This is a genomic window from Streptomyces sp. NPDC058470 (assembly GCF_042721055.1).
Classification (GTDB): domain Bacteria; phylum Actinomycetota; class Actinomycetes; order Streptomycetales; family Streptomycetaceae; genus Streptomyces.
Genome location: NZ_JBHXMF010000035.1, coordinates 37,766 through 58,274 on the forward strand (window position 1 = coordinate 37,766; position 20,509 = coordinate 58,274).

The following is a 20,509-nucleotide window of genomic DNA, read 5'->3' on the forward strand; positions in this document are numbered from 1 at the left end:
CGCCCGTCCGGTGCTGTGACGCAACTCAGCAGGGTCATCGCGCCAGAACGCCACGTAGGACCGTGGCCCTACGGTGTTCCCTGCCGGAAAACTAGCGGCCGACGACGCGATGCCCGGGGAGCCATCCCTGCGCGTAATCGACCGCGTCCACGAAGCCCACCAGGCGGCACCGTGCCGCCCCCACCGTGCCGACGCGCACGGTCGCCGTCCCCGAGGCCGCACGCTCGAACTCCGCGCCCAGGGTGCCGAAATCGCTGTCGTCCAAGGCGACATCGGCGTACTCCCACCACTGACGTCGGCCGTCCAGCCGGACCACGCATCTGTAGGACCGCCGCGGCGGGGAGTCGACTCTGTACTCGCCGAGATGGAAAGCGGTGCAGCGGTCGAAGTCGACGCCGAGCAGGAGGATCCGGGCACGGAGCTCGTAGAGCCGGGCCAGTGGTGACCTCTCGCCCAGGTGGCAGTCGAGATGATGGTCGTCGATGACCTTCGCCGCCCGGGGGCCCAGGGCGGCGAACGAGGTCTGGGGGTGGGCGCTGCGCAGTGAGTCCGGGTGGAGGCGGGTCGTCTCGGCCAGGATGCCCACGCCGGTCGACGGGGTGGCCGCCCGGTCGAACGGCGGCATGCGCTCCCGGAAGGCGGTTCGGGCTTCGTCGCTCAGGCCGCGGACACGTTCCCCGTGTGCGGCCGACGTATCGGAGTTGTCCGAGGTGAACGCGGGAACGACCAGGGTGCCGTCGGGGCCGAGTGCGCGGCGTAACGCGCGCAGCACGGAGGCCGCTCCTCCCTCGACCTTTCCGAGAGACCGCAGGGAAGCGTGCACCAGCAGGACGCCGCCCTCACCGACTCCCAGTTCGGTGAGCTGCTGAGTGAGCTGGGAGTCGGTGAGTTCGGTCCCGCCGGAAACTGGGCGCAAAGTGTCCCGTCCCTCCCCGCCGCGGCTTCCGGTGCCGGGGCGCCGCCGGCGAACTACTGGCGCTGCGTGGCCAGTTCGCTGAGAAGCTGGTGCAGGGGCCGCGTCGCCCGCTGGCGGTACTCCTGGATCGCCCAGCCGTTGCCGTCGGGGTCCTTGAAGTACATGAACGTGGCGCCGTCCTGCGGCGAGAACGCCTGCGGCTCGCTGACGTCGAGACCGCGCTCCCTCAGCTCCTCGTACGCAGCCTTGGCGTCCTCCACGCACAGCTGCATCCCGTGGTACGTCCCCGGCTGCGGCGTCCCCGTCGGGATCGGGAGGCCGTCGATGAGGGCGATGGAACACCCGGAACCGGGCGGCGTCAGCTGCACGATCCGTACGCCCTCCATCACCTCCCCGTCGAGGTCGACGTGGAAGCCGACCTTGTCGCGGTAGAACTCCTTGGCCCGGTCCACGTCGGTGACCGGCAGCATGATCACTTCGAGGGTCATGTCCATGGAACGACTCCTTTGTCGTACGACGTCACGCACTTGATCTGCTTGAGCTACTCGATCTGTTGGGTCTGCTCGATCCGCGAGCTCACTCGAACCGCCAGCGCGTCTGGCTGAACGGCTCCCCCTTACCGAATCCGAAAACGGTGCGGGGCGCCACGGCGAAGACGAGAGCGGGGCCGCCGCCACCGTCGAACGTCCCGTCCTCCCGTACGTCGAAATGCCACTGGGCGCCGTACTTCTCCTCCCACGCCTTGGCCAGACCGCGCAACCGGGCGTCGTCGGTGACGCGGACCGCCTCGCCCTCGACGACGAGATCGTAGCCCTCGGCCCAGGTGTTGGTGCCCGTGGTGAGGACGACCTCGGGATTCTCGGCGAGGTTGTGCGCCTTGCGCTCCTGCGCGCCCGTCGTGAAGTGCAGCGCCCCGTCCTGCCAGACGCCGATCAGCGGCGTCACATGCGGCCGCCCGTCCGGCCGTACCGTCGACAGCCAGTACAGCTCGGCCGTGACCAGCTGCGCCAGGGCCTGCGGCCAGGGAGTCGGCGTCGCTCCGGGACTGCCGTAGCGCGGGTCGAGCTCGGTGTGCGGTGCTACATCGGACATGGGCTCTCCTCCTTGGAACGACATGGTCCCTGCACAGGAAAGACCTCGCACGGCAGCGGGACTCATCGGTGCCCGCGGGAAATCTCCGGCCGCTCGGCTCAGGGCGCCTCGGGTTGCGGGAACACCCGTGCCACCGCCGCCGTCCGGCTGGACACCCCGAGGCGGTTGAAGGCGTTCTCCAGGTGCTTGCGGACGGTGCTACGGGAGACGACGAGCTGTTCGGCTATCTGCGGGGTGGTCAGGCCGCGGGCCACGCAGCGCAGCACTTCCAGTTCGCGCAGGGTGAGCCGCACGGGGGGCCGGCGCCGGTCGGCCGCCTCGCGGTAGAGCGCGTACACGTGCGGGGCCAGCAGACTCAGCGTGGTCATCTCGTGGTCGCTGAACGGTTTCGGGCCCTCGCGGAAGAGCTGGATGACGCGCGTGCGGTTCGGGGCGGTGGGCAGGGCGATGGACGCGATGGTCTTGAACGGGGAGATGAACTCGGTGTAGATCGCCAGGCTCGTCAGCCGGCGCACCGACATGAAGTCCGCCATCTGCGTGGTCTCGGGATTGCTGTGCGGCCGTGAGACCTGCAGACACTGCAGGTACTGGTGGCGCCAGCGCCAGTACCCGTCGATCGAGCATTCGCCTTCGTCGTCCATCGTGGCCTGCTCGTTGAGCTCCTTCCTGGTCGGGATGTCCAGCTCGGAGAAGCTGACGCCGTCACAGGGGACGAGGCTCTGCAGCCCGAACAACAGGCACGTCGGAGGCACCCCGTCCGAGGGGTCGCGCCGGGCCTCGTCCAGGACGTCCGCCATGCGCCGCAGATGGGCCTCGGCCGTCGTTCCGGTTGCTGACATGGCGGCCTCCCGGGGCCGGTCTTCGTCTGCTGCGAATGTACGCCTCCACGGTGCCGCGGCGACCCGGAGATTCGCCAAATGCCGAATGGGCTACGGCCTTTGACAGGCGCAGTGTCGACACAGACGGTCATCCGGCCGTCGGGAGGGACATCGGGAGAGACAGAGGCACCCATGCGTTCTCACCTGCGCACTCATGTTGTGCGTACACACCGGCACCACAACCCGCACGCCCACCCGCGCCACCCCGCGACCCTCGTCGCGGGCGCCGCCTCCCTGGTCACCACACTGCTGGGCACGGGGTGCACATCGGCGCCCATCACTGCGGCCGACGAGACGAAGGGAGCCGGTGCGGCGTTCTCCGCCGTGCGCTTCGAGGCCGACGCGCTCGGCGGCATCCAGGTCTCCGGGGCCTCCCGGACCACTGTCGCTCCGGCGGGCACGCACGTGGTGGCCGCGGGCCGCACCCACCCCTTCGCCAGGCCCGCCGGCAAGCTGCTGGTCGTACTGCGGCACTGGCCTCGGGCACGGACGGAACGGGCCTCCCGGGCGGCGGCGAGGGCACCCGAGATGCCGCCACCCGATGAGGTCCAGGCCGAGACGGGATTCCTCGTGGACACCGCGCAGTGGGTGCGAGCCGATCTCGACGGCCACCCCGTGCAGTGGCTCCGCCGCGACACGATCCGCATCGACACCACGAACCCCGCTGCCGGGGACCTGTGGGACTCCACCGGGAGCGGAAGCCGGCTGGTCCGGCTCACACTGTCCGCACCGCACGGGGGTCGGTCCGGACAGCCCACCTCGCCGCCGAGCGGTCCCGCGTGCGCGGGCCAGGACCAGCGGACCAACCGCAGTGCGGTGCTCCCGGCGGTCGCGACGGGTGCGCCCGTCACGGACGTACTGGCGAGCCTGCGGTCGCAGTGCCTCAAGGTCCAGTACGTGTCGCACCCGGGCGGTGCACGGCCCGGCACCGTACGACAGATCCAGGTTCCGCTCGCCGGGCAGCCGCTCGCCGTGGCGGTCGTACCGCCTCTCGACGGCATCGACGTCCCGGGCCGCACCCCTGGCAGCACGGTGCGGGTGGACCCGGGCCGTCCGGCGACGATCGTGGTGACCTGCTGACCGCACCCCTGCTGCGCTCCCGGCGCTCGTGCCGGGCTCTCCGGTTACGCTCAAAGTCGTACGACCTTGATCCGACGGGAGGGCCGGGGATGACGGCGCCGGGGCGCAGGAGCAGTACCTTCACGCGGCTGCTGCGGCACGGTTTCACTGATCCGTCGGGGGCCGAGCGGCTGCTGGAGAGTGTGGAGCTGGCGCCGATAAAGGCCGATCCGGTACTTCTCGACGCGCTCGGAGCCACCGCCGACCCGGATCTGGCGCTGCTCGGGCTCGTACGGCTCGTCGAGGCGCAGGAGGGGCCGGCGGCGCGGCGGGAGCTGCTCGACACGCTCATCGCGGCGAAGCCGCTGCGGGACCGGCTGCTCGGTGTGCTCGGCGCCTCCGCCGCGCTCGGTGACCATCTCGCCCGGCACCCGGGCGACTGGCGGGAGCTCGTGACGTACGAGCCGCGGGACCTGCACCCAGGGGTGGAGGAGTTCGAGCGGGGGCTCGCCCCGGCGACCGATCCCGTGTCCCTGCGGGTTTTCTACCGGCGCTGCCTGCTGTCCATCGCCGCCCGTGATGTGTGCGGCACCACCGATCTCGCACAGACCGCCGCCGAGCTCGCCGACCTCGCGACGGCGACCCTGCGGGCCGCGCTCGCCATCGCGCAGGCCGCCGCGCCCGACGATGCCGCGCTGTGCCGGCTCGCCGTCGTCGCGATGGGCAAGTGTGGTGGCCACGAGCTCAATTACGTGTCCGATGTCGACGTGATCTTTGTGGGGGAGGCGGTGGACGGGGCCGATGAGGGCAAGGCCGTTCAGGCTGCCGGTCGGCTTGCCTCGCACCTGATGCGGATCTGTTCCGAGACGACCGTTGAAGGCAGTATCTGGCCCGTCGACGCGAACCTGCGGCCCGAGGGGCGGAACGGGCCGCTGGTGCGGACCCTCAGCAGCCACCTCGCGTACTACCAACGGTGGGCCAAGACCTGGGAGTTCCAGGCGCTCCTCAAGGCGCGTCCGGTGGCCGGCGACCTCAAGCTCGGTGAGGAGTACGTCGCCACCCTCGCGCCGCTCGTCTGGCACGCCGCCGAGCGCACCAACTTCGTCCCCGACGTCCAGAAGATGCGGCGCCGGGTGGTGGAGAACATCCCCGTCGCCGAGGTCGAGCGTGAGCTGAAGCTCGGGCCCGGGGGCTTGAGGGATGTCGAATTCGCCGTGCAGATGCTGCAGTTGGTGCACGGGCGGGCCGATACCTCGCTGAGGAGTGGGACCACCCTTGACGCGCTGAAGGCGCTGGCTGCCGGTGGGTATGTGGGCCGTGCGGATGCCGTACAGCTCGATGAGGCCTACCGGTTTCTGCGGTCCATGGAGCACCGGATACAGCTCTACCGGCTGCGCCGGACCCACCTCGTGCCCGAGGAGGACGCCGATCTGCGGCGCATCGGGCGGTCCTTGGGCCTGCGCGCCGATCCCGTCGTCGAGCTGAACCGCGAGTGGAAGCGGCACGCCGCCGTCGTACGGCGACTGCACGAGAAGCTCTTCTACCGGCCGCTGCTCGATGCCGTTGCCCAACTCGCGCCGGGGGAGACGCGGTTGAGTGCCGACGCGGCCCGGGAGCGGCTGGTCGCTCTCGGGTACGCCGACCCGGCGGCGGCGCTGCGGCATCTGGAGGCGCTGGCCTCCGGGGTGTCGCGCAAGGCCGCGATTCAACGGACGCTGTTGCCCGTGCTGTTGGGGTGGTTCGCGGATTCCGCCGATCCGGATGCGGGGCTGCTCAACTTCCGCAAGGTGTCCGACGCGTTGGGCAAGACCCCTTGGTATCTGCGGCTGTTGAGGGACGAGGGCGCCGCCGCCGAGAATCTGGCGCGGGTGCTGTCCGCCGGGCGGCTCGCGCCCGACCTGTTGTTGCGTGCCCCGGAGGCGGTCGCGCTGCTCGGTGACGGGGACGGCGGGAGGGGCGGGCTCGAACCGCGGTCCCGCGCCCATCTCGAACAGGAGATCCTCGCGGCCGTGGGTCGGGCAGACGGGGGCGAGCAGGCCGTCACGGCGGCGCGTGGCGTGCGGCGGCGTGAGTTGTTCCGTACGGCGGCGATGGACATCGTCGCCTCCTACGGCACCGAGGAGATCCCCGTCGTCGCCGACCAGGGCGCGCTGGTGGACCTGGTCGGCGGGGCGGTGTCCGATCTGACGGCGGCGACCCTCGCGGGGACGCTGCGGGCCGTGGTGCGGGACAGGTGGGGGGACACCCTGCCGACGCGGTTCGCGGTCATCGGCATGGGGCGGTTCGGGGGGCATGAGCTGGGCTACGGGTCCGATGCCGATGTGCTGTTCGTGCATGAGCCCCGGGACGGTGTCGATGAGCAGGAGGCGTCCCGGGCCGCCAACGCCGTTGTCTCCGAGATGCGGCGGCTGCTTGAGATTTCGAGTGCGGATCCGCCGTTGTTGATCGACGCCGATCTGCGGCCCGAGGGGAAGTCCGGGCCGCTTGTGCGGACGCTCCGGTCCTATGAGGCCTACTACCGGCGCTGGTCGCTGGTGTGGGAGGCGCAGGCGTTGCTGCGGGCCGAAGTCGTCGCCGGGGATGCGGACTTGGGGCGACGGTTCATCGAGTTGATCGATCCGCTGCGGTATCCGGCGGAGGGGCTCGGGGACGATGCCGTACGGGATATCCGGCGGCTGAAGGCACGTATGGAGTCGGAGCGGATGCCGCGCGGGGCCGATCCCACGCTGCACACCAAGCTCGGGCGGGGCGGGCTGTCCGACGTCGAGTGGACCGTGCAGTTGATGCAGCTTCGGCATGGGTGGGCGGAGCCGGGGTTGCGGACCACGCGGACGCGGGAGGCGCTTGCCGCGGCGTGTGCGGCGGGGCTGTTGGTGGGGGAGGACGCGGCGGTGCTGGATGAGGCGTGGGTGTTGGCTACGCGGGTGCGGAACGCGGTGATGCTGGTGCGGGGGCGGGCGGGGGATACGTTTCCTTCGGATGGGCGGGAACTGGCTGCGGTGGGGCGGTACTTGGGGTACGGGTCGGGGCATGTGGGGGACATGCTCGATGACTATCGGCGGATTACCCGGCGGGCTCGGGGGCTGGTGGACGAGTTGTTCTACGGGGCGTGAGCCGTGGCCGTCGGCGGGGCGCCGCCGGTTCGCCTGCGGTATGTGGGTGGGCCGGGGCCGGGGGCCGGTACATCCGCCCGTCGCCGACGGATCAGACCTTGGGCGGGAAGCGGGCGTCCGGTGACGCGGACGTACGCGACGGGCATGTGATGTACCGGCCCCGGCCCCTTCCCGCCGTTTGCGGCTGCGGCTGTGCGTCGGTCCCCGGGTCCCTTGCCGCCGTTTGCGGCTGCGGGTCGGCCCCCGGGCCCTATCGGCCGGTTGCCGGTGCGGGTGCGACGGGGGCCGCTACTTGTTGTTCCGGCCTTGGCTGCGGCTTTTTGCGGGACAGGGCTACGCCCGTCAGGACTATGGCCATGCCGACGATCACGCGGAGGCCGATCTGTTCGTCGAGGATCAGGGCGCCGAGGGCTACGGAGACGACGGGGAGGAGGTAGCCGACGGTGGCGGCGCTGGTGGGGCCCTCTTCGGCGATCATGCGGTAGTTGAGGTAGAAGGTGATGCCGGTGGCGAAGATGCCCAGGGTGGTGACGGCGAGTACGGCCGTGACGTCGATGTCGCCGAGGGACCCCCCGGCGGGGAGGGCCAGGGTGCTCCAGGCCGTGGCGGTGAGGAGTTGGGCCGCCGAGACGGCCAAGGGGGCCCCGTGGATGGTGAGGTGGCGGGCCATGTACGCGAAGGCGATCGCATAGCTTGCCGCGGCGGCCAGGAGGGTCAGTGCTCCCCAGCTGGCCAGGCCCTCCTGGTGCCAGGGGGCGAAGATCAGGAGTACGCCGGCGAAGCCCAGGAAGAGGCCGGTCAGGCGTAGTGGGTGGAGGCCCTGGTCGGTGCCGAGGAGGAAGCCGATGAGGAGGGACCAGAGGGGGGTCGTCGCGTTCAGGACGCCCGCGATGCCGGAGTCCACCGTCTGCTCGCCGATGGCGAAGAGGGCGAAGGGGATGGCGTTGCAGAAGAGTGCCGCGACGGCGAGGTGGGCCCAGAGCCTGCGGGAGCGGGGGAGGTGCTGTTTCGCCCTGCGGGCCAGGAACAGGAGGACCGCTGTGCCCAGGGCGCAGCGCGTGACCGTGATGTGGGTGGGGGACAGGCCGTGGTTCAGGGCCAGTTTGATCCAGAGGAAGCCCGAGCCCCACAGGAGGGCCAGGGCGCCCATGCGGAGGGAGGAGGCGAGGGAGCGGGAGCTTGGCATGGGTCCACGGTCCTGGAAGTAACTCGTGAGGACAAGTGAAGAGTGCTGCATGCACTGTTAAGCTGAGCTACATGCTTGATGTGAGGCGTATGCAGGTTCTGTCGGCCGTGGTGGGGTGCGGGTCGGTTACTGCTGCTGCGGCGGATCTGGGGTACACGCCGTCCGCGGTCAGTCAGCAGATCGCCGCCCTGGAGAAGCAGGCCGGGGTCGAGTTGTTGGAGCGGGTGGGGCGTGGTGTGCGGCCGACCGCGGCGGGGCGGTTGCTGTCCGAGTACGCCGATGTCATCGGGCGGCAGGTCGCCGAGGCGGAGACCGCCCTCGGCGATCTGCGTGCCGGGCGTACGGGGCGGCTCGCGGTGCGCTACTTCGCCACGGCCGGGGCTTCGCTGGTGGCTCCTGCCATTGCCCGGTTCCGGGTCGGACATCCTGATGTCGAGGTCGAGTTGAAGCTCGTCGATCCCGAGGATCCGCTGCCCGACGTGAAGGAGGGGCGAGCCGACCTGGCGCTCGTCGTGCGGCCGCCCCATGACTCGGGCGGCCCCGAGGGCGTACAGCTGCTGCATCTGCTCGACGATCCGTACCGCGCCGTGCTGCCCAAGGGGCACCGGCTCGCCGGGAGGCGCTCGCTCGAACTGGCCGACCTCGCCGATGAGCCGTGGGTCGGGAGCGAGCGGCCGGGGCCCTGTCTCGACGCTCAGCTCGACGCCTGCGCCGCGGCCGGGTTCAGGCCCGGGTTCGTGGTCGAGAGCGAGGACTATGTGACCGCCCAGGGCTTCGTGGCGGCCGGGCTGGGTGTCAGCCTCATTCCGCGTCTCGGGCTCGGGGGGCTCCATCCGGACGTCGTCATCCGCAAGGTGCGTTCCCCCGAGCCGCAGCGGGCGATCTACCTGGCGGTGCGGGCGACGGCGCCACAGCAGCCGGCACTGCGGGGGCTGATCGACGCCCTGCGGGAAGCGGCCCGTGCGGACATGTGACCGACCGGGCAGCGGGGCCTCACGCCTTGACGGGTAGCAGCCGTGCCTTGCGTGAGCTCGGTACCCACCGCGGCAGCGCGTACGGAAGTGCCCCGTACCAGAGCCGTGCCACCGCGAAGCCGAAGGCCAGGCAGAGCATGCCGCCCACCGCGTCCAGCCAGAAGTGGTTGGCCGTGGCGACGATGACCACCAGGGTCGCCATCGGGTAGAGGAGTCCGAGGATGCGGGCCCAGGGGGCGGAGGCCAGGGCGAAGATGGTGAGGCCGCACCACAGGGACCAGCCGATGTGCATGGACGGCATCGCGGCGTACTGGTTGGACATGTGCTTCAGGTCGCCGGAGGCCATGGAACCCCAGGTCTGGTGGACCAGCACGGTGTCGACGAAGGTGCTGCCGCTCATCAGGCGGGGCGGCGCCAGCGGGTAGAAGTAGTAGCCGACGAGGGCCACCGCCGTGGTGGCGAAGAGGGCGAGGCGCGTCGCCGCGTAGCGGCCGGGGTGGCTGCGGTACAGCCACACCAGAACACCCAGCGTCACCACGAAGTGCAGTGTCGCGTAGTAGTAGTTCATCCCGATGATCAGCCAAGTCACCGAGTTCACGGCGTGGTTGACGGATTCCTCGAAGGCGATGCCGAGCTGGTGTTCCGTGCGCCAGATCCAGTCGGCGTTGCGCAGGGCCTGTCCGCGCTGCTCCGGAACCGCGTTCCGGATCAGCGAATACGTCCAGTAACTGACCGCGATGAGCAGGATCTCGAACCAGAGGCGGGGGCGACGCGGGGTCCGCAGCCGACGCAGGAAACGCCGCCCCGCTTTCTCCTCCGCGACGGGCTGTGAAGCACTCTGCTCCCGGCCTTCCAGTGTCGTCACGGTTGTCTCACCCATAGGCACAGAGTCTGCCAGAAAAGCCTTGCCTCACAGATCATCCCTTGGTCGGGTCCGGGCCGCATGTTCTACGGCGAGAGGACTCCGACGAGTGCCGTACGGGCTCCTTCTCAAGGAGGATTACGGACGATTTCGGTCCCCGGGGGCCGAAGCCGTCGAACCGCGCACCACCAGCTCCGGCATGAACACGAACTCGCTGTGCGGCGCGGGCGTCCCGCCGATCTCCTCCAGCAGTGTCCGAACCGCCGCCTGTCCCATGGCGGGCACCGGCTTGCGGACCGTCGTGAGCGGCGGGTCGGTGAAGGCGATGAGGGGGGAGTCGTCGAAGCCGACGACCGAGACGTCCTTCGGGACGTCCAGACCACGCTGCCGCGCCGCCCTTATCGCGCCCAGCGCCATCATGTCGCTGGCACACACGACGGCCGTACAGTCGCGGTCCATCAGCGCGGAGGCCGCGGCCTGGCCGCCCTCCAGCGTGTACAGCGAGTGCTGGACCAGTCGCTCCTCGATGTCGGCCGCGGTCAGCCCCAACAGGTCCTGCATCGTGCGTATGAAGCCCTCGATCTTGCGCTGCACGGGCACGAACCGCTTGGGGCCCAACGCGAGCCCGATGTGGGTGTGGCCGAGCGAGACGAGGTGGGTGACGGCCAGAGCCATCGCCGCGCGGTCGTCCGGTGAGATGAACGGCGCCTGGACCTTCGGCGAGAAACCGTCCACGAGGACGAACGGGACGCCCTGGGCGCGCAACTGGTCGTAGCGCTGCATGTCCGCCGAGGTGTCCGCGTGCAGGCCCGAGACGAAGATGATGCCGGCGACGCCGCGGTCCACCAGCATCTCCGTCAGCTCGTCCTCGGTGGAGCCGCCCGGGGTCTGGGTCGCGAGGACCGGCGTGTAGCCCTGCCGTGTCAGTGCCTGGCCGATGACTTGCGCAAGCGCGGGAAATATGGGGTTCTCGAGCTCCGGCGTGATCAGGCCGACCAGGCCCTCGCTGCGCTGCCGAAGTCGTACGGGGCGCTCGTAGCCGAGGACGTCGAGTGCGGCCAGGACGGTCTGGCGGGTGGTCGCGGCGACGCCCGGCTTCCCGTTCAGGACGCGGCTGACGGTCGCCTCGCTGACGCCCGCCTGGGCTGCGATGTCGGCAAGCCGTGTGGTCACGGGAGTGGACTGTACCGGCCGGTTCTCGCCGTGCCCACCAACCGGACGCCGTGTGCGGGCGGTTGAACGGCCCGCTCCGGGCTGCTGCGTCATCGCGCTCCCTCGTGTAGTGGTCGGCTCGGCGTCCCGGGCCTGCGCCGCGGGAAGGGGTGACTCCTGCAAGGCGCTGACGGGGCGATGATCCTCGTACCCGGCAGGTGTGGCAAGAGCTTGCAGAGTCTTGCACAGGGGTCCCGTGTCTGCTGAGCGGCCTTGTTCAGGGGGTTGTGGAGGTCGGGGAGAGGTCACGGGGACGTAACTCTGGGCAGTCCTTGCACTTTTTTGCTGCAAGGCCTTTCGCGGCGCTTTCAACGCTGTTACGTTCACGTCGCCCGGCGGACGCAACGGCGCAGTCGGCAAGTCGGCAGGGGGAGCGGGCGGGACCGCTGCCTCACCCACTCGGGCTTTCACCCTCAAGGAGATCTCATGCGGCGTGGCATAGCGGCCACCGCTCTGGTGGCTTCCCTCGCCCTCGCGGCGACGGCCTGCGGCGGCAGTGACAGCGGCAGCGACAAGTCGGAAGGACCTACCACCATCACCTGGTGGGACACCTCCAACGCCACCAATGAGGCACCGACGTACCAGGCTCTGGTCAAGGAATTCGAGACGGCCAACCCCGACGTCAAGGTCAGTTACGTCAACGTCCCCTTCGACCAGGCGCAGAACAAGTTCGACACGGCCGCCGGTGCCAGCGGCGCCCCCGACGTTCTGCGCTCCGAGGTCGGCTGGACCCCCGCCTTCGCGAAGAAGGGCTTCTTCCTGCCGCTGGACGGCACCGAGGCCCTCGCGGACGAGAGCAAGTTCCAGCCCAGCCTGATCGAGCAGGCCAAGTACGACGGCAAGACGTACGGCGTACCGCTGGTGACCGACACGCTCGCCCTTGTCTACAACAAGGCGATCTTCGAGCAGGCCGGCGTTGCGGCACCCACGACGTGGGACGAGCTCAAGGCCGCCGCCGCCACGATCAAGAAGAAGACCGGCGTCGACGGCTACTGGGGCTCCACCCAGGCGTACTACGCGCAGTCCTTCCTCTACGGCGAGGGCACCGACACGGTCGACGCCGCCGCCAAGAAGATCACCGTCAACTCCGCCGCCGCGGTCAAGGGTTACGAGACCTGGGAAGGCCTGTTCGACGGCGACGGTCTGCACAAGGCCGACACCACCGTCGACGCGTACGCCCACATCCAGGAGGCGTTCGTCAGCGGCAAGGTCGCCTCGATCATCCAGGGACCCTGGGAGATCACGAACTTCTACCAGGGCTCGGCCTTCAAGGACAAGGCCAACCTCGGCATTGTCAGCGTCCCGGCCGGTTCCACCGGCAAGGCGGGCGCCCCGACCGGCGGCCACAACCTGTCCGTCTACGCGGGCTCGGACAAGGCCCACCAGGAAGCGTCGCTGAAGTTCCTGAAGTTCATGACCTCGGCGAAGTCCCAGGAGACGATCGCCCTCAAGAACTCCACGCTGCCGACCCGCGACGACGCCTACACCGCGGAGGTCAAGGCAGACCCGGGCATCGCCGGCTACCAGACGGTGCTCGCCGCCGCCCAGCCGCGTCCGGCGCTGCCCGAGTACAGCTCGCTGTGGGGCCCGCTCGACACCGAGCTGAACAAGGTCGCCGCCGGCAACGAATCGCTGGACAAGGGGCTGGGCAACGCGGAAACCGCGATTGCCAAGCTGGTCCCCGACTTCAGCAAGTGACCGTCGTGGCCGCCGGATCTGCCTGAATTGGGGGGACAGATCCGGCGGCCATCGGCCTGCGAGCGCCCAACCCCTGATCTTCCAGAAGGTGTCGAACCATGACAGTCGTCATCGACCGCGCGACCGGCAAGCGCCGCGGTGACCGGGGGCCGCGCCCCGGGCCGCTCCAGCGCCTGAAGCACGGGTACCAGAAGTACTGGTACGCGTACGCGATGATCGCCCCGGTGGTCGTCGTGCTCGGCGCGCTGGTGCTCTACCCGCTGGTGCGGGGCATCTACCTGACGTTCACGGACGCCAACAGCCTCAACTCGGCCCGCCAGATCGGCGTCAACCACATCGACGCCACCTACAAGTTCATCGGCCTGGACAACTACGCCGACATCCTGTGGGGCCCGACCTCCTACGACCGCTTCTGGTCGCACTTCATCTGGACGATCGTATGGACGGCGCTGTGCGTGCTGCTCCACTATGCCATCGGGCTCGGCCTCGCCCTGCTGCTCAACCAGAAGCTGCGCGGCCGCACGTTCTACCGGCTCATCCTGGTCCTGCCGTGGGCCGTGCCCACCTTCGTCACCGTCTTCGGCTGGCGCTTCATGCTCGCCGACAACGGCATCATCAACTCCGCCCTCGACGCGCTGCACCTGCCGTCGCCGCTGTGGCTGGAGGAGACCTTCTGGCAGCGCATGTCCGCCATCATGGTCAACACCTGGTGCGGTGTGCCGTTCATGATGGTCTCGCTGCTCGGCGGTCTGCAGTCCATCGACTCGACGCTGTACGAGGCCTCCGAGATGGACGGCGCCAACGCCTGGCAGCGCTTCAGACACGTCACGCTGCCCGGACTGCGGCCCGTCAGCTCCACCGTCGTACTCCTCGGTGTCATCTGGACCTTCAACCAGTTCGCCGTCATCTTCCTGCTCTTCGGCGACACCGCCCCCGACGCGCAGATCCTCGTCACCTGGGCCTACTACCTGGGCTTCGGCCAACAACCGCGCGACTACGCTCAGTCGGCCGCGTACGGCGTCCTGCTCCTCTCCATCCTGATCGTCTTCACCTCCGTCTACCGCCGCTGGCTGGCCCGCAATGAGCAGCAGCTCGCGAACTGAGGCAGGAGCCCCCATGAGCACCACCACACTGCAGAGTTCCGCATCGGCGGACGAGGTCCCCACGGACACCGAGCCGGTACGCAGGCCGCGGCGGCGTGGCGAGAACAGCCTCGCCGGGACGATCACCTCGCACGGCATCCTGAGCGTCGCCAGCCTCGTCGCGCTGTTCCCGATCGCCTGGCTGGTCTATCTGTCCCTCGGCCCGGACAAGGACGACTATCTGCACCCCGGGCGCATCTTCGGCAAGATGACGCTCGACAACTACTCGTTCGTGTTGCAGCACACGCGGTTCTTCGACTGGCTGTGGAGCACACTCGTCGTGTCGCTCGGCACCACCTTCATCGGTGTGCTCGTCGCCGCCACCACGGGCTACGCGGTCTCCCGCATGCGCTTCCCCGGCTACCGGAAGTTCATGTGGGTCCTGCTGGTCACCCAGATGTTCCCGGTCGCCGTCCTGATGGTGCCGATGTACGAGATCCTTTCCGAACTCCGGCTCATCGACAACTACTTCGGCCTCATCCTCGTCTACTGCTCGACCGCCGTGCCGTACTGCGCCTGGCTGCTCAAGGGTTACTTCGACACGATCCCGTTCGAGATCGACGAGGCGGGCCGCGTCGACGGGCTGAACCCCTTCGGCACGTTCGCGCGGCTGATCCTGCCACTTGCCAAGCCGGGCCTGGCGGTTGCCGCCTTCTACAGCTTCATCACCGCGTTCGGCGAGGTCGCCTTCGCCTCGACGTTCATGCTGTCCGACACGAAGTACACCTTCGCCGTCGGTCTGCAGAGCTTCGTCAGCGAGCACGACGCACAGCGCAACCTGATGGCCGCCACCGCCGTGCTGGTGGCGATACCCGTCTCCGCGTTCTTCTACCTTGTACAGAAGAACCTGGTGGCCGGCCTCACCGCCGGTGGCACGAAGGGCTGACGCCCGCCCAGCGACTCCCGCGCGCTCTGGCGCGCGGGTGGCGGCCGCCGTGGCCATCCGACCCCGCTGTCACCGCGGCCGCCTCGTCCAACCACTCCGCCACTCCGCCTACGCCCACGACCCGAACCCTGCTCCCACGACCCGACCCTTCCCCCACACTCGGCTTCGCTCGACCGGGGGGACCCCCATCGCATCAAGGACGCCATGAGCCAGCACTCCGCCGACCAGGCACCGACCTCCGCCCTCGCCACCGTCGCCACGCACCGCGACTGGTGGCGCGACGCGGTGATCTACCAGGTCTATCCGCGCAGCTTCGCCGACAGCAACGGCGACGGCATGGGCGACCTGGAGGGCGTACGTTCCCGACTTCCGTATCTGCGCGACCTCGGCGTGGACGCCGTCTGGCTGAGCCCCTTCTACGCCTCGCCGCAGGCCGACGCCGGCTACGACGTCGCGGACTACCGGGCCGTCGACCCCATGTTCGGCAATCTGCTGGACGCCGACGCCCTGATCCGCGACGCCCACGGGCTGGGCCTGCGGATCATCGTCGACCTCGTCCCCAACCACTCCTCCGACCAGTACGAGTGGTTCAGGCGCGCCCTCGCGGAGGGGCCGGGTTCGCCGCTGCGTGAGCGCTACTACTTCCGGCCCGGCAAGGGGGAGAACGGCGAACTGCCGCCCAACGACTGGGAGTCCATCTTCGGCGGCCCCGCCTGGACGCGCGTGCCGGACGGTGAGTGGTACCTGCACCTCTTCGCGCCCGAACAGCCCGACTTCAACTGGGAACACCCCGCCGTCGGCGACGAGTTCCGCTCCATCCTGCGGTTCTGGCTCGACATGGGCGTCGACGGGTTCCGCATCGACGTGGCGCACGGTCTGGTGAAGGCGGCGGGCCTGCCGGACCTTGGATCCCACGAGCAGCTGAAGCTGTTGGGCAACGATGTCATGCCGTTCTTCGACCAGGACGGTGTGCACGACGTCTATCGCCAGTGGCGCACGATCCTCGACGAGTATTCCGGAGAGCGCATTTTCGTGGCGGAGGCGTGGACCCCGACCATCGAGCGCACCGCCAACTACGTGCGCCCCGACGAGCTGCACCAGGCCTTCAACTTCCAGTATCTGAGCACCCATTGGGAAGCGGCCGAGCTGCGCGACTGCATCAACCGCACGCTGGACGCGATGCGCCCGGTGGGCGCCCCCGCCACCTGGGTGCTGTCCAACCACGACGTGACCCGGCACGCCACCCGCTTCGCCAACGAGGCCGGGCTCGGTACGCAGATCCGCACCGCGGGTGACCGCGCGCTTGGCCTGCGCCGGGCACGGGCCGCGACCCTGCTGATGCTGGCGCTGCCCGGCTCCGCGTACCTCTACCAGGGTGAGGAGCTCGGTCTGCCGGACGTCGTGGACCTGCCGGACGAGGTGCGCCAGGACCCCGCCTACTTCCGGGGCGCGGGCCAGGACGGGTTCCGCGACGGCTGCCGGGTGCCGATCCCGTGGACCCGCGAGGGGTCGTCGTACGGCTTCGGCGGCGGTGGCAGTTGGCTGCCGCAGCCCGCCGAGTGGGCCGAGCTGAGCGTCGAGGCACAGACCGACGCGGAGGGCTCCACTCTGGAGTTGTACCGTGACGCGCTCGCCGTCCGCCGCGAGCAGCCCGACCTGGGCGCCGGCGACTCCGTCGGCTGGCTGAAGGCTCCGGAAGGTGTACTCGCCTTCCGCCGCGGCGAGTTCACCTGCACCGCGAACACCGGCACCGAGGCGGTGACCGTCCCGGCGTACGGCCGGGTGCTGCTTGCCAGTGGCGAGGTGACCCTCTCGCAGGACGGCGGCGAGGCGAAGCTGCCGGCGGACGTCACCGTGTGGTGGACCACCGGCTGACAGCCCGTCAACTGACGTCTCGTCAGTCGAGAGGCCCCGCAAGGAGTTTCCGGCACTTTCAGAAGCCCGCCTTCCGCTTCGGGAGGCGGGCCTCTACTATCTGCGGCACCGCACATCTTGCAATCTTTCAGCAAGAACATTCAATGGACCTTCAATGGAGAAGGAACCCCACATGGCCAGCAGAACTCTCTCCGGTGCCCTTGCTTTCACGGCGGCCGCGTCGGTCGCGCTCGCCGTCCCCGCGGGCACGGCGCAGGCGTCTCCCCCCGGCACCAAGGACGTCACCGCCGTCCTCTTCGAGTGGGACTTCGACTCCGTGGCGACGGAGTGCGCGAGCCGCCTCGGCCCCGCAGGGTACGGCTTCGTCCAGGTCTCCCCGCCCGCCGAGCACATCCAGGGCTCGCAGTGGTGGACCTCGTACCAGCCGGTCAGCTATCAGATAGCCGGGCGGCTCGGCAATGCCACCGACTTCCGTGACATGGTCACGGCCTGCCACAACGCGGGCGTGAAGGTGGTCGTCGACACGGTCATCAACCACATGTCGGCGGGCAGCGGCACCGGCACCGGCGGCTCCTCGTACACGAAGTACAACTACCCGGGCCTGTACTCCTCGTACGACTTCGACGACTGCACCGCCTCCATCAGCGACTACACGAACCGCACCAACGTCCAGAACTGCGAACTGGTCGGTCTCGCGGACCTGGACACGGGTGAGTCGTACGTCCGTTCCGCCATCGCCGGCTACCTGAACACCCTCCTCGGCTACGGCGTCGACGGCTTCCGCATCGACGCGGCGAAGCACATGCCGGCGGCCGACCTCGCCAACATCAAGTCCCGGCTGAGCAGTCCGAGCGTGTACTGGAAGCAGGAGGTCATCTACGGATCGGGCGAGGCCGTCCAGCCGACCGAGTACACCGGCAACGGCGACGTCCAGGAGTTCCGGTACGCGTACGACCTCAAGCGGGTCTTCAACAACGAGAACCTCGCCTACCTGAAGAACTACGGCGAGGGCTGGGGCTACATGAGCAGTGGCGTCTCCGGTGTCTTCGTCGACAACCACGACACCGAGCGCAACGGCTCGACGCTCAGCTACAAGGACGGGGCGAACTACACGCTCGCCAACGTCTTCATGCTCGCCTGGCCATACGGCGCGCCCGACATCAACTCGGGCTACGAGTTCTCCTCCACCGACGCCGGACCGCCCAACGACGGTACGGTCAACGCCTGTTGGCAGGACGGCTGGAAGTGCCAGCACGCCTGGCCGGAGATCCAGCGGATGGTCGCCTTCCGCAACACCACCCGCGGTGAGTCGGTCACCAACTGGTGGGACAACGGCGCCGACGCCATCGCGTTCGGCCGCGGTTCCAAGGGCTTCGTGGCCATCAACCACGAGTCGTCCTCGCTGGCCCGTACCTACCAGACCTCCCTGGCGGCGGGCACCTACTGCAATGTCCAGAGCAACACGACCGTCACGGTGAACAGTTCGGGCCAGTTCACGGCGACCCTCGGCGCCAACACGGCGCTGGCGATCTACTCGGGCAAGTCCAGCTGCTGAGTGGCGGCAGCGGAGGGCCCGTTCGACGATCCCCTGGTGAACGGGCCCTTGGTTCCGAGCGGACGTGAAAACTCTTGCCATCAGTTTCAGGGCTCTTGCTGTAAGGCTGTTTGGCTTTCGAGCAACAGACCGTTGTCGTCGTCCGACCTGATGACAGGGTCCACGTGACCCTCCAGGACGCCGTAGATCTTCATCTCCGGCAGCCAGCGGGACTCGTTGATGCCGGTGCCCTCGTAGTCGCCCAGAGCGTCGACGACGTCCGCCAGGACGCCCTCCCTGAGCCACGTGCGCCAGATGGCTCGGAGGCTCATCTCCTTGCCGAATTGTTGCGGAAGCTCCCGCCATCGAATGTCGTTGCGGACCTTATAGAAGCCCGCTTCGAGGGCGGTGCGCAGGGAGATCTTCCGGCCTTTCGGCGAGAGTGCCGGGATCTTGCTGACGAGCATGGTCCATTGCTCGTCGACCAGGGTGTCCGGGACCCGCTTCTTGTTGTCGCGGAAGAAGGCCTGGACATTGCAGGGGCTGCCGACCGCTGAGTTCTTGGGGTCGTTTACGAAGACGATCTTCAGGTCCAGCATCTCGACGACCATGGACCGAACGTCCGGTGGAGCGGCGATCAGCTTCTCCGAGGAAAGGGTTGCGAGGGAGAGGACCTGGCTCTTACGGTCTAGCGTATTTTCGAGTTCGGCCAGCAGCGTCTGAGCGACGGCGCGTTGGGATTCCAGCTCCTTGATGTCCTGCTCGAACCTGTCCTGGGCGGCCTTGACGACGAGGGGGTCGACACTGGCGGTGGTGTATTCGACCAGCTTTGTCGTTCGGAGGTCGTCGAGCTTGCTGATCATCCTGTCGAGTTCGGCGATGCGTGATGTGTAGGTCTCCCCGTTGCCGGGGAGAGTTCCTGTCCAGTTGTCGGCTGCCCTTTCGAGGAGTCGGCAGTCGCCGAGGCCGCTGACTACGGATCTCCACACGGCTTCTTCGATCAGGTCCGCGCGGTAGTACTTGCAGGCTCGTGCGCCTTTGTTCTTGGAGTGCTCGAAGCAGAAGTACATGGGTCGCCCGGTCTGCGTAACGCGGCGGCCGACGGAATAGCCCCCGCATGTTCCGGTGATGCGACCGGAGAGGAAGTAGAGGTGTTCCCGGTTTCCCCGGGGAGTGTGGCGGGCCTCGAAGTAGTTGCGCAGCTTCGTGACCAGGTCGTCGTCGAGGGCCTTCGGGAGGTTGATGCGTTCGGTCGGGCCCCACTTGGGCTGGCCGTCGGGACCGGTGGCGGTCTTGGTGCCCTTGTTCGTGAGGCTCCGGTACTCGGTGTATCCGTCGAGGATGGGCCCCTGAAGGCGCAGTCGGAGGTTGGGGCCGGTCCAGCGGACACCGCTGCGGGTTCGGTGGCTGTCGGCGTTGAGTGCGTCGGCAGTGCGGTCGAGGCTGTATCCCTTGTCGAGGATGCAGTGGGCGGCCTTCTTCAGGATCTCGATCTCCTCGTGGTGGAGGACCACCTTGGAACCACCTCGCTGGCCGCGCCCTTCGAGTTCGTAGCCGTAGGGGGGCACGCCGCAGACCCATCCGCCGCTCCTGGCCTTGGCGTTGAGGCCGCCAATGGTGCGCTCTCGGATGGCATTCCATTCAGCCTGGGCCTGGGCGATGAAGACGGAGAGGGAGGACTTGCCGTTCGAAGTGGTGGTGTCGATGTCCTGGGTGAGGGAGATGGTGGCGACGCCGGCCTCTTCCAGCATCCAGAACCAGGGCATGAGGACGCGCTCAGAGCGTCCGATGCGGTCCATGGCTTTGACGAGGACGGCGTCCACCAAGCCGTTCTTGATGTCCTCGCGGAGGCTGTCGAGGTCGGGGCGGCTGAACTTGGTGCCGGAGACCCCGGGGTCGCGGTAGACCTTGAAGAGGGTGAGGAAGGGGCTCATGTCGATGTGCGCGATGCCGTCTTCTTCCTGGCCGTCCATGCTGTAACCGAGTGCCTGCTCCTTGGTGGAGACGCGGGCGTAGAGGGCTACGCGCTTCACCACGGACTCGATTCCGGGCATGGAGAAACCAGCAGTAAGCTGCTTCATG

General features: G+C 68.7%; 16 protein-coding genes. 8 read left to right on the forward strand and 8 right to left on the reverse strand.

Features of this window, described 5'->3' with window-relative positions:
- Positions 1-91 precede the first annotated feature (91 nt).
- From ACFWP7_RS24905 to ACFWP7_RS24920, 4 genes are all read right to left on the reverse strand, one after another.
- Positions 92-916 carry an aminoglycoside N(3)-acetyltransferase gene (locus tag ACFWP7_RS24905; RefSeq protein WP_384384859.1) on the reverse strand — a complete coding sequence of 275 codons (825 nt, stop codon included), beginning with the start codon at positions 914-916 and terminating at the stop codon, positions 92-94.
- Between the two features lie 53 nt (positions 917-969).
- The gene (locus ACFWP7_RS24910; RefSeq protein WP_384384862.1) at positions 970-1,410 is read right to left on the reverse strand and encodes a VOC family protein; all 441 of its coding nucleotides are present in this window, start codon (positions 1,408-1,410) and stop codon (positions 970-972) included.
- Between the two features lie 82 nt (positions 1,411-1,492).
- Positions 1,493-2,008 (reverse strand): pyridoxamine 5'-phosphate oxidase family protein, encoded by a 516-nt coding sequence (locus ACFWP7_RS24915; protein WP_384384865.1) that lies wholly within the window; start codon positions 2,006-2,008, stop codon positions 1,493-1,495.
- A 98-nt stretch (positions 2,009-2,106) separates the two neighbouring features.
- Positions 2,107-2,847 (reverse strand): helix-turn-helix transcriptional regulator, encoded by a 741-nt coding sequence (locus ACFWP7_RS24920; protein ID WP_384384868.1) that lies wholly within the window; start codon positions 2,845-2,847, stop codon positions 2,107-2,109.
- Positions 2,848-3,045: 198 nt separating this feature from the next.
- On the opposite strand from ACFWP7_RS24920, the gene ACFWP7_RS24925 reads away from it, so the two are divergent.
- A complete protein-coding gene (locus tag ACFWP7_RS24925; RefSeq protein ID WP_384384871.1) occupies positions 3,046-3,966 on the forward strand; it encodes a hypothetical protein in 921 nt (306 codons plus the stop codon).
- An 89-nt stretch (positions 3,967-4,055) separates the two neighbouring features.
- A complete protein-coding gene (locus ACFWP7_RS24930) occupies positions 4,056-7,058 on the forward strand; it encodes a bifunctional [glutamine synthetase] adenylyltransferase/[glutamine synthetase]-adenylyl-L-tyrosine phosphorylase (RefSeq protein WP_384384875.1) in 3,003 nt (1,000 codons plus the stop codon).
- Between the two features lie 250 nt (positions 7,059-7,308).
- Here ACFWP7_RS24930 and ACFWP7_RS24935 read toward each other — a convergent pair whose 3' ends face one another.
- On the reverse strand, positions 7,309-8,244 hold the full coding sequence (locus ACFWP7_RS24935; RefSeq protein ID WP_384384878.1) for a DMT family transporter: 936 nt from the start codon (positions 8,242-8,244) through the stop codon (positions 7,309-7,311).
- Between the two features lie 71 nt (positions 8,245-8,315).
- Between ACFWP7_RS24935 and ACFWP7_RS24940 the strand changes: the two genes are divergently transcribed.
- Positions 8,316-9,218: a LysR family transcriptional regulator gene (locus ACFWP7_RS24940; RefSeq protein WP_384384880.1), complete on the forward strand. Its 903-nt coding sequence runs from the start codon at positions 8,316-8,318 to the stop codon at positions 9,216-9,218.
- A gap of 19 nt (positions 9,219-9,237) precedes the next feature.
- On the opposite strand, the gene ACFWP7_RS24945 is transcribed toward ACFWP7_RS24940, so the two are convergent.
- The gene (locus ACFWP7_RS24945; protein WP_384384883.1) at positions 9,238-10,098 is read right to left on the reverse strand and encodes a phosphatase PAP2 family protein; all 861 of its coding nucleotides are present in this window, start codon (positions 10,096-10,098) and stop codon (positions 9,238-9,240) included.
- Positions 10,099-10,218: 120 nt separating this feature from the next.
- The gene (locus ACFWP7_RS24950) at positions 10,219-11,253 is read right to left on the reverse strand and encodes a LacI family DNA-binding transcriptional regulator (RefSeq protein WP_384384885.1); all 1,035 of its coding nucleotides are present in this window, start codon (positions 11,251-11,253) and stop codon (positions 10,219-10,221) included.
- Between the two features lie 465 nt (positions 11,254-11,718).
- On the opposite strand from ACFWP7_RS24950, the gene ACFWP7_RS24955 reads away from it, so the two are divergent.
- The 5 genes from ACFWP7_RS24955 (at position 11,719) to ACFWP7_RS24975 (ending at position 18,448) form a co-directional block, all read left to right on the forward strand.
- The gene (locus tag ACFWP7_RS24955) at positions 11,719-12,990 is read left to right on the forward strand and encodes an extracellular solute-binding protein (RefSeq protein ID WP_384384888.1); all 1,272 of its coding nucleotides are present in this window, start codon (positions 11,719-11,721) and stop codon (positions 12,988-12,990) included.
- Between the two features lie 98 nt (positions 12,991-13,088).
- Complete coding sequence (locus ACFWP7_RS24960) at positions 13,089-14,093, forward strand: carbohydrate ABC transporter permease (RefSeq protein WP_384384890.1); 1,005 nt, start codon at positions 13,089-13,091, stop codon at positions 14,091-14,093.
- Between the two features lie 13 nt (positions 14,094-14,106).
- On the forward strand, positions 14,107-15,018 hold the full coding sequence (locus tag ACFWP7_RS24965; RefSeq protein ID WP_384384892.1) for a sugar ABC transporter permease: 912 nt from the start codon (positions 14,107-14,109) through the stop codon (positions 15,016-15,018).
- Between the two features lie 204 nt (positions 15,019-15,222).
- Positions 15,223-16,893, forward strand: a complete 1,671-nt coding sequence (locus tag ACFWP7_RS24970) for a glycoside hydrolase family 13 protein (protein ID WP_384384895.1) — start codon at positions 15,223-15,225, stop codon at positions 16,891-16,893.
- Between the two features lie 172 nt (positions 16,894-17,065).
- Complete coding sequence (locus ACFWP7_RS24975) at positions 17,066-18,448, forward strand: alpha-amylase family protein (protein WP_384384898.1); 1,383 nt, start codon at positions 17,066-17,068, stop codon at positions 18,446-18,448.
- A gap of 86 nt (positions 18,449-18,534) precedes the next feature.
- Here the strand turns inward: ACFWP7_RS24975 and ACFWP7_RS24980 are convergent, their stop codons facing one another.
- Positions 18,535-20,508: a recombinase family protein gene (locus ACFWP7_RS24980; RefSeq protein WP_384384900.1), complete on the reverse strand. Its 1,974-nt coding sequence runs from the start codon at positions 20,506-20,508 to the stop codon at positions 18,535-18,537.
- Between the last annotated feature and the right edge of the window lies 1 nt (position 20,509).